The following is a 12,897-nucleotide window of genomic DNA, read 5'->3' as shown; positions in this document are numbered from 1 at the left end:
CAACTTTGATCAATACATCAGCAGCAGCTCAGTCTACCATCATTTAACTCGATAACCTGATCCGCGCGTGCCGCCAGAATCCGGTCATGCGTCACCATGACCAGACTGGCGCCTTGTCGCTGGACATGTTCGATCAGCAGATCGAAGACCACCCCGGCGGTATGACTATCCAGATTGCCAGTTGGTTCATCGGCCAGGATGCACGATGGCTGACTGACCAGCGCCCGGGCGATGGCGGCACGTTGCCGCTCCCCCCCGGAAAGTTCGCCCGGACGATGTTCAAGACGATGGCCCAAACCCACCGCAGTCAACATGTCGCTGGCTTGCGTCAGTGCTGCAGCGCGTTCGACACGGCGGATCAGCAAGGGCATGGCGACATTTTCCAGTGCGGAAAACTCGGCCAGCAAATGATGAAACTGGTAAACAAAGCCCAAGTGCCGGTTGCGCCAATCACCGCGGTCAACCTCGTTCATGGCTGAAAAATCCCGCCCTTTAAGCTGCACGCTGCCGCTACTCGGCGCATCCAGCCCACCCAGCAGATGCAGCAAAGTGCTCTTGCCCGAACCGGAAGCACCGACGATGGCCAGGGTCTTCCCGGCCTGCACCGCCAGATCGATCCCTTCGAGCACGGAAACATCCAGCCCGCCACCGCGAAATACCTTGCCCAGTCCCTGGGCAAACAGAATGTTTTCACTCATAGCGCAAAGCCTCCGCCGGATTGACCCGTGATGCACGCCAACTGGGGTAAATCGTCGCCAGCAGCGACAGCGCAAAGGCGATCAGCGTCACCCCCCAGACATCACCCCATTGCAGGTCGGACGGCAGGTCGGAAATGTAATAGACATCCTTGGACAGGAACTGCAGGCCGAACAGGCGTTCGATGGCGGGCACCACGACATCGACGTTAAGCGCCAGCGCCACACCGCCAGCCACGCCCAGGCCGAGGCCGATGAAGCCGACCAGCGCGCCCTGCACAACAAAAATCGCCATGATCGAACGTGGCCGCGCGCCCAAGGTGCGCAGGATGGCAATATCCGCCTGTTTGTCGGTGACCGCCATGACCAGCGTGGACACCAGGTTGAACGCCGCTACCGCAACGATCAGCGACAGGATGATGAACATCATCGTTTTCTCGATCTGCACGGCGCGGAAGAAGTTGGCATGGCTCTTCGTCCAGTCGTGCAGATAGGCATCGGCATTGATGTAACTGGACAGTTCGCGGGCGATACGCGGCGCTTTGAACAGGTCGTCGACCTTCAGGCGCACACCGCTGACGCTGTCGCCCATCTGATACAGGCGCTGCGCATCCTGCAGATGAATCAGCGCCAGCCCGGCGTCGTATTCGTACATCCCGACTTCAAAAATGCCGACCACCGTGAAGGAGCGCACACGCGGTACCACGCCAGCTGGCGTCACCGTGCCTTGCGGTGCGATCAGCGTCACCTTGTCGCCGGTAAATACTTTCAAAGAACGCGCCAGATCAGCCCCGAGCACGACGCCGAACTCGCCGGGTCGCAGGTTATCGAGGCTGCCGCTCTTGATTGTCTTGCGAAAATCCGCCACACCGTCTTCCAGGTCAGGAATGATGCCGCGAATCAGTGCCCCCTTGACATCGCCATCCACCGAGAACATGCCTTGCGACTGCACGAACGGCGCGGTTTCCCGCACTTCCGGATGTTGTTTGGCCTGGGCGGCAACCAATTGCCAGTCGGGCAATTGACCATTCATCGCACTGATCTGGATGTGCGATGCCACGCCAAGAATGCGTGTGCGCAGTTCTTTTTGGAAACCATTCATGACCGACAGCACGACAATCAGCGCCGCCACGCCAAGGCCGATGCCGGCCATCGAAATCATTGAGATAAAGGAGATGAAATGATTGCGCCGCTTCGCCCGCGTATAACGCAGGCCAATCAGCAATTCGTAGGGCAAGGCCATTCGTATTACACCCGCATTCGCAGAAATAACTAAAGGCGCTATGGTACACGCACCCGGCAGACCGGGCCTTATTTCACCGACCCAGAGGAAAAGCACCGGTGCCCACTGCCCAAAACGCAAAGCCGGTGCTGCCCCAACTCTAGGCCGGCGCTGCCCTACGCGATGCCAACCACTGCCAGCCAATGGCCAGCATCACCAGACCAAGGGGCAGCGCCGAATACAGGTTCAGGGCCGCCCAGCCGAATTCATCCAGCAGCTTGCCCGAATTGAAAGTGACGCCGGCAATGGCCAGAAAAACCAGGCTGTCGTTGAACGCCTGAACCCGGGCCTTTTGCCCGACCGGACAACACTCGACCAGACGTGCGGTAGCACCGACATAAAGAAAATTCCAGCCAATGCCCAGCAGAATCAAGGACAGCTCGAAATGCCCCAGGCTTTCGCCGTTGACCGCAACAGCAATGCACGCCAGCACGCAGCCCCCCCCCAGCAGCATGACCGGGAAAACACCGAAGCGCTGAATCAGCGCACCAGTAAAGAACGATGGTGCGAACATCGCCACAACATGCCACTGGATCACACTCGCCGTCTCGGCAAAGCTCAACTTGCTGCACATCATGGCCAACGGCGTTGCCGTCATCAGCAAGTTCATCAAGGTATAGCCGACGACACCGACCACCACCGCCAGCAAAAAATCCGGACGCTTCAACAGGCTGACCAAGGGTTGTTTCGCTTCGCTGCCGACAGACACTTCCGGCAGTGCCAGTTGCATCCGTGTTGCCAGCCATGCAGCACACAAGGCAATCAGGCACAGCGCCAGAAAACTGGCCGAGAAATCCGCCGGCAACGCGTGCCTGGTCCACAATGCCAGACTCGGACCGACCAGCGCCGCCAGCACGCCGCCGCTCAAGGTCAACGAAATGGCTGAGCTGCGCCGTTCAAGCGGCACGGCATCGGCTGCGGCAAAGCGGTAGTACTGACCGACTGCATTGAATACGCCGATCAATCCGCCAGCCAGCGAAAAGAGTACGAAGCTGCCAAGCCAGATGGCCAGAGCAGCCATCGCCAGACCGAGTGCACCGATCAGCGCGCCCAGGCAAAAAACCGGACGGTGACCATACCGGTTGATCAGTTGCGCCACGGGATAAAGCACCAACATCGTGCCCAGGTACTGGGCCGCCAGCGGCACGGTCGCCCAGGCCGGCGAAGCAAGCTGGGCACCGATCAGCACTGAGGAAGCCAGCACCAGACTGATACTGGTCATCACTGCCGCCTGCGACAAGGCCAACAGCAATACATTGCGGTACATCCGGGGCAGCGGGAAAGCATCTTTCTGATTTGACATCGTCGATTTCCTTGAAAAGATTGAACAGACCACCCCAATCTTGCCAAAACCGGCTAATGTCTCAAATGACGAAAAACCAACGATTCATGCCATGCCAAAAACCCTGCTTTTCGTGCTTTACCCGAACTTCCAGTTGCTTGATGTCGCCGGGCCCGTCGCAGCGTTCGAGGCTGCCAACGATCAATGCCCCGACAGCTACCAAATCCGGCTGACCAGCGAACACGGTGGTTTGGTCAAGAGTTCATCCGGACTGGCCTTGCCAACGGAATCCTTTACCGAGGCAGCAAGCTACGCCCTTCCCTGCTGCACCCTGCTCACCGTTGGCGGCTACGGCATCGATGCGGCCAGCCAGAATCCTGCGATTGTCGATTTTCTCGCCGCCAGGGCAACGAATGCGGAACGCATGGCCAGCATTTGTTCGGGGGCATTCCTGTTTGCTGCGGCCGGCCTGCTGCATGACAAGACCGTGACCACGCACTGGAAACGCAGCAACGATTTTCGCCAACGCTTCCCCGAGGTCAAACTGGAAGCCGATCGTATTTATGTCAACGACGGACGCGTTTGGTCATCGGCGGGCATCACGGCGGGCATTGACCTCGCACTGGCCTTGATCGCCGTTGATCTCGGCGAGCCAATAGCCCGCCAGGTGGCGCGCCAGCTTGTCGTCTATTACCGGCGGCCAGGTGGACAATCGCAATACTCGGCGTTACTGGAAATGCGAGGAGGACAAGGGCGCTTTGCCGAATTGCTCGACTACATCCGCTGCAATCTTGAACAAGCCTTCAGCGTCGACGATCTGGCCGCCCGAGCCTGCATGAGCCCACGCCATTTCGCCCGAACCTTTACCGCCGAAACCGGCTGTTCGCCTGCCCACGCCGTCGAACGACTGCGCGTCGAAACGGCCGCCAATGCACTGGAAAATGGCGAAAATGTGCAAATAGCGGCCCGCCAATCCGGCTTCAGCAGCCCTGAAGTCATGCGTCGAGCCTTCCTCCGCCTGCGCGGCATGCCGCCATCCGCATTAAGAAGAAATTAGCCAAATACAATATGTTTTTTGGCATTTTTTTGCGGTCGACCGCAAAAAAGCTAGCAATTTGCTGTTCTGAAACGGCAAGAGCGATGGCTGAACAAGCAGGAGATGCCTCAGCCTGCGAAGCCTCAAGTAAAATCCGGGACCGTCGAGCGGATTGACTCATGGAATACATCACATTGCTTGTCGATTTGCTGCTGCACATCGATCTTTATCTCGCCAAATTGCTTGTCGACTATGGAAACTGGCTCTACGCGATCCTGTTTCTGATCATCTTCTGCGAAACCGGGTTGGTCGTTACCCCTTTCCTGCCGGGCGATTCGCTTCTATTCATGGCCGGCGCACTGGCGGCTGGCGGCGAGCTGAGTCCTGCTTTATTGATTGCACTGCTGTTTGTTGCTGCGGCGCTGGGAGACTCGCTGAACTATGCAATTGGCCGCCGCTTCGGGGAACGCATATCGCGCTGGCCGGACAGCCGTTTTTTCAGCCAGCAGGCACTGGTCAAAACACGCGGATTTTATGATCGGCACGGCGGGAAAACTATCGTCATCGCCCGGTTCATGCCGATTTTCCGAACCTTTGCCCCTTTTGTTGCCGGCATGGCGCCAATGGCTTATCGGCGCTTTATCGGCTACAACATTCTGGGCGCCGCGCTTTGGGTTGGACCGCTGGTCATGGTCGGCTATTGGTTTGGCAAGCTGCCGTTCATCAAAAACAATCTGACGCTGGTCATTCTTGGCATCATCGCACTGTCGCTGACGCCGGTGCTTTACGGCTGGCTACAGCATCGCTCGGCCAAAACAGCAGTCTGACTTCCCGCCGGCCAAGCCTTCGGAAGCCAGACAAATCCCGGCAACTCAGGCATTCTCGATGAGAATTTCCTCAAGTGTTTTGGCTGCCTTCTTTGCAGATTCGAGAACCGCCTCCTGGCGAAAGTAGAAATCGCGCATCCGCATGGCATGCCATGCGGCTTCTTCATCGCCTTCATTGGCAAACAGTTGGGTTACGGCAAGCCGCATGACCTCGCTGGCACGCTCTTCGATGTTGTCCACCTTCTTGCACTGACGCACGATTTCCTGCTCACGCTGGCGTTCGCCCAGCGCGACGACCGCCCGACTCAGGCGCATGCAGGCATCAACGCCCAGTGAGGCCATTTCTCGGGCTGCGGCGGTAGATTTCTGAATGTTGTAAATAGACACCCGGTTAGCCACACCCTGCAAGGCATCAATGACCCGGTCCAGATCAAGGGTCAGCGTGTGGATCTGGTCGCGATTGATCGGCGTGGTGAATGACTCGTAGAGCAGCTTGATCAACTCGGCCTTGATATCGTCTGCGCTGTTTTCGTTGAAGTTGACCTCTTCGATCAACGATTCGCTGGGTGCGTTTGGATTCCCCAGGGCGCTGATCAGGCGCATGTTGGCATTGGCAGCAGCCACCATACGATCGGCCAGCGCCGCCAGAAGATTGAAAAATACGCCGCGTTGCGGCATGACATTGTTTAGCATGCGAAACTCCCCAGGTTCTTACAGGAAACTGCGGCCGACGTACCAGAAGACACCGGCAATCAGTCCCGAAGCAGGAATGGTCAGAACCCAAGCCACAAGCAAATTCAGGGTAATGGCCCAGCGCACTGCCTTGACGTCCTGCGCCGCGCCCACACCGACGATGGCGCCCGTAATCGTGTGCGTGGTGGAAACGGGAATCCCGCCCAGCGTTGCCAGACCGAGACTGATCGCCCCGCCCATCGACGCGCATGAACCGCTGACCGAATTGAGCTTGGTGATCTTGGTCCCCATCGTCTTGACGATGCGCCAGCCCCCCATGTAGGTACCCCAGGCAATGGCAAAGTAGCAGGAATAGATAACCCACATCGGCAAGGTGCTGACATCGGTCGTAGCCACGCCGGCAGTAATCAGGAGCAGCCAGATGATACCGATGGTTTTCTGGGCATCGTTGCCGCCATGGCCCAGGCTATACGCAGCCGCCGCAAACAACTGCCCGACCTTGAACCACCTCGCCGCCTGGTAAGGCGTCGACTTTCGGAACAGCCAGGCGACCAGCACCATCAGCAAGCCACCGATCAAGAAACCGACCAGCGGAGAAATTATGATGAAAATCAGTATCTTGCCAAAACCACTCCAGAGAATTGGCGTAAAACCACCCGCCTTGATCACGGTCGCGCCGACCAGACCGCCAACCAAGGCATGCGATGAAGATGAGGGAATACCGTAGTACCAGGTGATGATATTCCAGGCCAGCGCCCCCATCAGCGCCCCGAAGATAACGTAGTGATCGACCAGCGAAGGATCAACCGTTCCCTTGCCGATGGTCGCCGCCACGTTCAGGTGGAAAATCCAGATCGCGGCAAAATTGAAAAACGCCGCAAAGATGACAGCCTGCTTTGGGGTCAGAGCACCTGTCGCAACAATGGTTGAAATTGAATTCGCACCATCATGAAAACCGTTCATGAAGTCGAAGGCCAGCGCAACAATAACCAAGATGGCCAGCGCAGCAAAACTGATAGTCAGATTTTCCATGCTGCGCGCCTCAGGAGTTTTCGATCAGGATTTCTTCGATAGTCTTGGCCGCTTCTTCACAACAATCCAGGACGCTCTCCTGCAGCGAATAAAACTCCCGCATTTTCATTGCCTGCCAAATCGAACACGAGCCATCAAACAGCTGGCTGATCGCCTTACGTTGCATCAAATCCGCCCGGCTCTCGATTTCATCGATTTCCTTGCACAGATTAACCGTCGACTCACGGAGGTTCTTGTCCGGCAATGCCATCACCGCGCGATTCAGGCGCATGCAGGCATCGGCGGCCAGCGACGCCATTTCACGCGCTTCGGGTGTGGAATCCTTGATGTTGTACATGCCAACCGCGTTGGCCACATGCTGCAGTGCGTTGAGCACCTTGTCGAGCTCGATCGCCAGTGTATGAATCTGATCGCGATTGATCGGCGTAGTAAACGACTTGTGCAGCAAGGTGATCACTTCCGCCTTGATCTTGTCCGCACTTTTTTCATTCCGATTGACTTCGGCAACCAATGCATCAATTTCCTCGCTCTCCTGCCCCAAGCCGTTAACCAAGCGAAGTGTGGCGTTGGCACCAGCCACTACACGGTCGGAGTGGGCAGCGAGCAACTCAAAAAATTCCTTGCGCTGAGGCATCAGGCTACTGAACATGCTTCTCTCCTATTCGATTTTTATTTCTGCGAGGCTTTCTGGCGGCCAAGTGAAACATAAATGAAATATTTTACGAGAAAAGCGCTGAGGCAGGTCGTAATTCACGTAATGAAGGAAATACGAACATCTCCGGCACTTTCTGATCAAGTAATACGAAAATGCGAAACAAATACCCCTTCCGGACGCCAAACGCGGCATAACGTGCCTCAGGGAATGAATGGTAAATTCAGGTTTGCCGTGCTATCTGCCGCCGCGCTCGCAGCAAGACAGGCTTGCCTGAACAAGCGAACAGCAGCCCCGGGATTGCGCCGGCGATGGCTGGCAAAATAAAACCGGCGGTGCAACTCGAATTGCGGCGTCGGCACCTCGACCAGACTGCCGCGCCGAAATGCTTCGCGTAGCGCCAGACGAGACAGGCAGCCAACACCAAGACCAGACTCAACCGCTCGCTTGATCGCCTCGGTATGTTCGAGCTCCAGACCCAAGCGAAAGTACGGCAACTGGCTACCGATGCAACGATCAAACTGACTGCGCGTCCCAGAGCCAGGTTCACGCAAAATCCACGACTGTTCTGACAAAATCTCGCGGTCGACCGCAAGAAAACCGGCCAGCGCATGACCCGGGGCGCAAAAAACCACCAATTCGTCGGCCAGCCATGGCTCGATGAGCAGATCAGGATGACTGACCTCCCCTTCGATCAGCCCCAGATCACATTCGAAACGCAATAAACGCTCAACCACCGTATCCGTATTGGCCACCTGAAGCTGCACCGGGGCATCCGGAAACTGCCGCTTGTAGTCGACCACGATCAAGGTGGCCAGGTAATTTCCAATGGTCAAAGTCGCGCCAATACTGAGGGGGCCAGGGCGACCACCAGACAGGTAATCTTCAATATCCCGCCCTTGGGCAAGCAGCGCTTCAGCCAGCGGCAGCAACCCCCGTCCGGTGCTGTTCAGATGCAGACTTTTTCCTATCCGATCAAACAACGAGCAGTCGTACAGACGCTCCAGTTCGACCAAAGCACTGCTTGCCGCAGACTGCGACATGGCAAGACGTGCGGCAGCGAGCGAAACATTCTCGGTTTTAGCCACGGCAGCAAAAATCTCGAGTTGGCGCAAACTTAGTCTCATATCGATTTTATAGATAAGCAATAAACAAATTATCCGTTTTTGCTTCAATCCATCCAAGCCTAAACTTGCCTCAACTTCTACAGGGGCAACACATCATGAGTAATTTCAATACCGAGACGGTGGTTTCCGTCCATCACTGGAATGACAGCCTGTTCACCTTCCGCACCACCCGTGATCCGGGACTGCGTTTCATCAATGGGCAATTTGTCACGATCGGCCTCGAGGTCAATGGCCGCCCACTGATGCGTGCCTACAGCGTGGCCAGCGCCAATTACGAGGAACACCTGGAGTTCTTCAGCATCAAGGTTCAGGATGGCCCGCTAACCTCGCGCCTGCAACATCTGCAGCCCGGCGACAAGCTGCTGGTCAGCCGCAAACCAACCGGCACGCTGGTATTACGCGATCTGAAACCCGGCAAACGTCTGTTCCTGTTCGCTACCGGCACAGGGCTGGCACCGTTCATGAGTCTGATCCATGATCCGGAGACCTACGAACGCTTCGAAAAAATCATCCTGATCCACGGCGTGCGTTGGACCAATGAACTGGCCTATCACGACTACATCGAGCAAGACTTGAAGGAGCACGAATATCTCGGTGAACAAATCAGGGAGAAGCTGGTGTATTACCCGACAGTAACCCGCGAAGCTTTCCGCAATGAAGGCCGGCAAACCGACTTGATTCAGTCGGGAAAATTATTTGCCGACATTGGCGAAACACCACTCGACCCAGCCACAGACCGCGGCATGATCTGCGGCAGCCCTGCCATGCTCAAGGAAATTTCCGGCATGCTGGACAGTTTTGGCTTCAGCATTTCACCGCATATCGGTGAGATGGGCGATTACGTGATTGAACGGGCTTTTGTCGAACAGTAACGCAGCAGCAAGAAATCACAAGAAAGCCGTGATCAAGTGTATTTGTTTTGGTGTGCCAATACGGCTTTCAAACGGGCTTCCTTCAAGCGAAGCAAAACCGTTTCGGACAAATCTTCGTCATTGTCCGGCGCCTGAGCCAGCGCCTGCGCTTCAAGTGCCTTGAGGCGGGCCATAAGCAGGCGCACCCGCACAGTACTGGACAAATTTTCCGCATCGGACCCATCATCCTTCAAATCGAAGGTATCGGAAACCAATTTGGGAAAAGAGTACGAACGATGCAGGTCCTGTTTATCAAAGCTAACCTGATAGTCTTCGTTGTGACTGTAACTTGGGCCTTGCTGGTCACCGATTTTCGGGGCGTCACCTAACAACTCCACCCTGCGACGCTCGGTTCGGGTCAGCAAAACTTTGGAAGCTGTTTTTTTCTTCGTCAGCTTGAGTTTTTTCCCTTTGCTGATTGTCGCAATAGGATCTTCAAGCTTTTGCAGTTCTAGCACCGGAGCAGGAGCCGGAATAACCGCAATGGTTACGCCCGATGCAGGCACAGAACCATCAATAACCGAGGTCGAGCTATCAGGCACCGAATCACCGGGCGATGAATTAGCCGCCGCCACCGAGGCAGATAGTGAATCATTGAATAACGCATCTGCCGCGTGGGTATTTACTGCAGATAAAGCAACAACTGTTGCGACCCATATCCAGCGCATTTTGATGGCCAAACGAATCCGATAACTCATTTTATCCTAATAAAACGTAATCCCCCCACTATCAGGAATGTCAAATTGACCTCCGATATCTTGGGAGATAAACAAACACTGTTGCGCATCGGCAAATTGAGTGGCGGAAAGCAAAAACGCCCCTTCTTGGGGCGTTTTTGCTTTAATTCTGGCGGAGAGGGAGGGATTCGAACCCTCGGTAGGGAGTTACCCTACACACGCTTTCCAGGCGTGCGACTTAAACCGCTCATCCACCTCTCCGGAAGCCGCGCATAATAGCAGAAGTTCGGCTTTAGTCAAACTAATTTCACGAAAAACGGACTTAACCCACCCAGCGCCGCGCATTGCGGAACATACGCATCCACGGTGAATCGCCTTCACCTTCAAGCCAGTTTTCCGGATGCCAGGACATCTGCACGGTGCGGAAGACGCGTTCCGGGTGCGGCATCATGATCGTGAAGCGGCCGTCGGCCGTGGTCACAGCCGTCAAGCCGTTCGGCGAACCGTTCGGGTTGTACGGATAGACTTCGGTCGGCTCGCCTTTGTTGTCGACGTAACGCACGGCCGACAGCACCTTGGCCTGGTCATCGGCGTTATCGAAGACCGCGCGACCTTCGCCGTGCGAAACGACGATAGGCACTTGCGAGCCTTCCATGCCGGCAAAGAAGATCGACGGCGAATCGAGGATTTCGGTCATCACGAAACGCGCTTCGAACTGCTCGACCTTGTTGCGGCGGAAAGCCGGCCAGTGTTCGGCACCGGGGATGATGGACTTGAGCGCGCTCATCATCTGGCAACCGTTGCAGACGCCGAGAGCAAAGGTGTCCTTGCGGTTGAAGAAGGCGGCGAATTCGTCGCGGCAGCCGTCGTGCATCAGGATGGTCCGCGCCCAGCCGAGGCCGGCGCCGAGCACGTCACCGTAGGAGAAGCCGCCACAGGCGACCAGACCCTTGAAGTCCTTCAGCGTGACGCGGCCGGCGAGAATGTCGCTCATATGCACGTCGACCGCAGCAAAGCCGGCACGGTCGAAGGCAGCAGCCATTTCGTAGTGGCTGTTGACGCCCTGCTCGCGCAGGATGGCGACGCGCGGACGACCGCTGATGTCCTGATAGACCTTGGTGAAATCTTCCTGCGGATCGAAAGTCAGCTTCGGCGTCAGGCCGGGATCGGTGACGTCGAGGATGCGGTCGAATTCCTGCTGCGCGCAGCTCGGGTTGTCGCGCATGGCCTGCATCTGGTAGCTGGTCTCGGACCAGGCACGCTGCAGGTCGACACGCTTTTCGCGCAGCACGCGCTTGGCGTTGCGGGTAACGCGGATTTCGTCCCACTCGTTCATCGTGCCGACGAAATGGTACGGCACACCGCAGGCGCGCAGAATCGGCGTGACCTTTTCGCGGTCGGCACGGCGGATCTGGATCAGCGCACCGAGTTCTTCGTTGAACAGCGCACGCACGATGTTTTCGAAATCGCGGCCGGCCAGCAGATCGGGACGCTTTTCCGAGCCATCGACGTCGCCAGCACCGGCGTCGTAGCAAATGCCGTCGAGATCGAGCGACACGCCACGGCGGCTGGCGAAGGCCATTTCGCAGGCGGCGACGAACAGGCCGCCGTCGGAACGGTCGTGGTAGGCAAGCAGCAGGCCGTCGCGATTGAGTTTCTGCACGGCATCGAACAGGCCCTTGAGCTCGGCCGGTTCATCGACGTCCGGCGCATCGCTGCCGGTGGCGTTGTATACCTGCGCCAGGCAGGAGCCGCCAAGGCGGTTCTTGCCGAGGTCGAGCAGCAGAAGTTCGGTTTCGCCCTGATCAACGGCCAGTTGCGGCGTTTTCGTCTTGCGCACGTCGTCGACCGCAGCAAACGAGGTGACGACCAAGGAGAGCGGCGACACGACCTGTTTCTTGACGCCCTGATCTTCCCAGGCGGTGCGCATCGACAGCGAATCCTTGCCGACCGGAATCGACACGCCAATCGCCTTGCACAGATCGGAAACAGCTTCGACGGTGTCGAACAGGCGGGCATCTTCACCAGCGACGCCACACGGCGCCATCCAGTTGGCGGAGAGCTTGACCTTGGCCAGTGCGCCGACATCGGCGGCGGCCAGGTTGGTCAGCGCTTCGCCGATGGCCATGCGGCCGGAGGCCGGTGCGTCGAACACGGCGAGCGGCGTGCGCTCACCCATGGCGAAGGCTTCGCCCAGATAACCTTGATAGCCCATCGTGGTCACGGCGACGTCGGCCACCGGGACCTGCCACGGGCCGACCATCTGGTCGCGGGCGGTCATGCCGCCGACTGAGCGGTCGCCGATGGAGATCAGGAAGGTCTTGTCGGCGATGGTCGGCAGACGCATCAGGCGATAGGCGGCGTCCTTGAGTTCAATGGCTGTCGCATCGAAGGAAACGAAGGTTTCCGGCTCGTGCTTGACGTCGCGCGTCATGCGCGGCGGCTTGCCGAGCAGCGCTTCCATTTCCATATCGACCGGATTAACGCCGAAATGGGCGTCGGTCACCATCAGATGGCCGTCGCCGGTTGCTTCGCCGACGACAGCGAACGGGCAGCGCTCGCGTTCGCACATGGCCTGGAATTCGGCGATGCGGTTCGGCGGAATGGCCAGCACGTAGCGTTCCTGCGATTCGTTGGACCAGATTTCGGCCGGCGACATGCCCGGCTCTTCGGTCGGCACCTT

General features: G+C 57.4%; 12 protein-coding genes and 1 tRNA gene. 3 read left to right on the top strand and 10 right to left on the bottom strand.

Annotation, left to right across the window (positions count from 1 at the left end; all coding sequences use genetic code 11):
• Positions 1-17 precede the first annotated feature (17 nt).
• The 3 genes from lolD to RCI20_RS03955 all read right to left on the bottom strand — a co-directional run bounded on the left by lolD (position 18) and on the right by RCI20_RS03955 (position 3,280).
• Positions 18-698, bottom strand: a complete 681-nt coding sequence (gene lolD, locus RCI20_RS03965) for a lipoprotein-releasing ABC transporter ATP-binding protein LolD (protein WP_306603260.1) — start codon at positions 696-698, stop codon at positions 18-20.
• A complete protein-coding gene (locus tag RCI20_RS03960; protein ID WP_306603259.1) occupies positions 691-1,932 on the bottom strand; it encodes a lipoprotein-releasing ABC transporter permease subunit in 1,242 nt (413 codons plus the stop codon). The genes lolD and RCI20_RS03960 overlap by 8 nt, the downstream gene beginning before the upstream one ends.
• Before the next feature lie 145 nt (positions 1,933-2,077).
• On the bottom strand, positions 2,078-3,280 hold the full coding sequence (locus RCI20_RS03955) for an MFS transporter (RefSeq protein ID WP_306603258.1): 1,203 nt from the start codon (positions 3,278-3,280) through the stop codon (positions 2,078-2,080).
• A 91-nt stretch (positions 3,281-3,371) separates the two neighbouring features.
• On the opposite strand from RCI20_RS03955, the gene RCI20_RS03950 reads away from it, so the two are divergent.
• The gene (locus RCI20_RS03950; RefSeq protein ID WP_306603257.1) at positions 3,372-4,316 is read left to right on the top strand and encodes a GlxA family transcriptional regulator; all 945 of its coding nucleotides are present in this window, start codon (positions 3,372-3,374) and stop codon (positions 4,314-4,316) included.
• A gap of 158 nt (positions 4,317-4,474) precedes the next feature.
• Positions 4,475-5,122 (top strand): DedA family protein, encoded by a 648-nt coding sequence (locus tag RCI20_RS03945; RefSeq protein WP_306603256.1) that lies wholly within the window; start codon positions 4,475-4,477, stop codon positions 5,120-5,122.
• A 45-nt stretch (positions 5,123-5,167) separates the two neighbouring features.
• On the opposite strand, the gene RCI20_RS03940 is transcribed toward RCI20_RS03945, so the two are convergent.
• The 4 genes from RCI20_RS03940 to RCI20_RS03925 form a co-directional block, all read right to left on the bottom strand.
• A complete protein-coding gene (locus RCI20_RS03940; RefSeq protein ID WP_306603255.1) occupies positions 5,168-5,815 on the bottom strand; it encodes a DUF47 domain-containing protein in 648 nt (215 codons plus the stop codon).
• A gap of 18 nt (positions 5,816-5,833) precedes the next feature.
• On the bottom strand, positions 5,834-6,847 hold the full coding sequence (locus RCI20_RS03935; protein WP_306603254.1) for an inorganic phosphate transporter: 1,014 nt from the start codon (positions 6,845-6,847) through the stop codon (positions 5,834-5,836).
• Between the two features lie 10 nt (positions 6,848-6,857).
• Positions 6,858-7,496: a DUF47 domain-containing protein gene (locus RCI20_RS03930; RefSeq protein WP_306603253.1), complete on the bottom strand. Its 639-nt coding sequence runs from the start codon at positions 7,494-7,496 to the stop codon at positions 6,858-6,860.
• Between the two features lie 206 nt (positions 7,497-7,702).
• Positions 7,703-8,626 carry a LysR family transcriptional regulator gene (locus RCI20_RS03925; RefSeq protein WP_306603252.1) on the bottom strand — a complete coding sequence of 308 codons (924 nt, stop codon included), beginning with the start codon at positions 8,624-8,626 and terminating at the stop codon, positions 7,703-7,705.
• A 95-nt stretch (positions 8,627-8,721) separates the two neighbouring features.
• On the opposite strand from RCI20_RS03925, the gene RCI20_RS03920 reads away from it, so the two are divergent.
• Entirely contained in the window at positions 8,722-9,498 is a 777-nt protein-coding gene (locus tag RCI20_RS03920) for a ferredoxin--NADP reductase (RefSeq protein WP_306603251.1), read from the top strand.
• Positions 9,499-9,530: 32 nt separating this feature from the next.
• Here RCI20_RS03920 and RCI20_RS03915 read toward each other — a convergent pair whose 3' ends face one another.
• From RCI20_RS03915 to purL, 3 genes are all read right to left on the bottom strand, one after another.
• Entirely contained in the window at positions 9,531-10,235 is a 705-nt protein-coding gene (locus RCI20_RS03915) for a hypothetical protein (protein WP_306603250.1), read from the bottom strand.
• A 149-nt stretch (positions 10,236-10,384) separates the two neighbouring features.
• Positions 10,385-10,475 (bottom strand) — tRNA-Ser (locus RCI20_RS03910).
• 61 nt (positions 10,476-10,536) lie between these two features.
• A partial coding sequence (purL, locus tag RCI20_RS03905; protein WP_306603249.1) for a phosphoribosylformylglycinamidine synthase occupies positions 10,537-12,897 on the bottom strand: 2,361 nt, incomplete at its 5' end.

It is taken from the genome of Azonexus sp. (assembly GCF_030824335.1).
Classification (GTDB): Bacteria; Pseudomonadota; Gammaproteobacteria; order Burkholderiales; family Rhodocyclaceae; genus Azonexus.
Note: the sequence above shows the minus strand (reverse complement) of the source record. Positions and strands in the feature narration are given on the sequence as shown.

What these genes read in the sequence shown, in the direction of transcription:
- lolD (WP_306603260.1), bottom strand. Translation starts at nt 698, where the DNA reads ATGAGTGAAAACATTCTGTTTGCCCAGGGACTGGGCAAGGTATTTCGC.
- RCI20_RS03955 (WP_306603258.1), bottom strand. Translation starts at nt 3,280, where the DNA reads ATGTCAAATCAGAAAGATGCTTTCCCGCTGCCCCGGATGTACCGCAAT.
- RCI20_RS03950 (WP_306603257.1), top strand. Translation starts at nt 3,372, where the DNA reads ATGCCAAAAACCCTGCTTTTCGTGCTTTACCCGAACTTCCAGTTGCTT.
- RCI20_RS03945 (WP_306603256.1), top strand. Translation starts at nt 4,475, where the DNA reads ATGGAATACATCACATTGCTTGTCGATTTGCTGCTGCACATCGATCTT.
- RCI20_RS03940 (WP_306603255.1), bottom strand. Translation starts at nt 5,815, where the DNA reads ATGCTAAACAATGTCATGCCGCAACGCGGCGTATTTTTCAATCTTCTG.
- RCI20_RS03935 (WP_306603254.1), bottom strand. Translation starts at nt 6,847, where the DNA reads ATGGAAAATCTGACTATCAGTTTTGCTGCGCTGGCCATCTTGGTTATT.
- RCI20_RS03930 (WP_306603253.1), bottom strand. Translation starts at nt 7,496, where the DNA reads ATGTTCAGTAGCCTGATGCCTCAGCGCAAGGAATTTTTTGAGTTGCTC.
- RCI20_RS03925 (WP_306603252.1), bottom strand. Translation starts at nt 8,626, where the DNA reads ATGAGACTAAGTTTGCGCCAACTCGAGATTTTTGCTGCCGTGGCTAAA.
- RCI20_RS03920 (WP_306603251.1), top strand. Translation starts at nt 8,722, where the DNA reads ATGAGTAATTTCAATACCGAGACGGTGGTTTCCGTCCATCACTGGAAT.
- RCI20_RS03915 (WP_306603250.1), bottom strand. Translation starts at nt 10,235, where the DNA reads ATGAGTTATCGGATTCGTTTGGCCATCAAAATGCGCTGGATATGGGTC.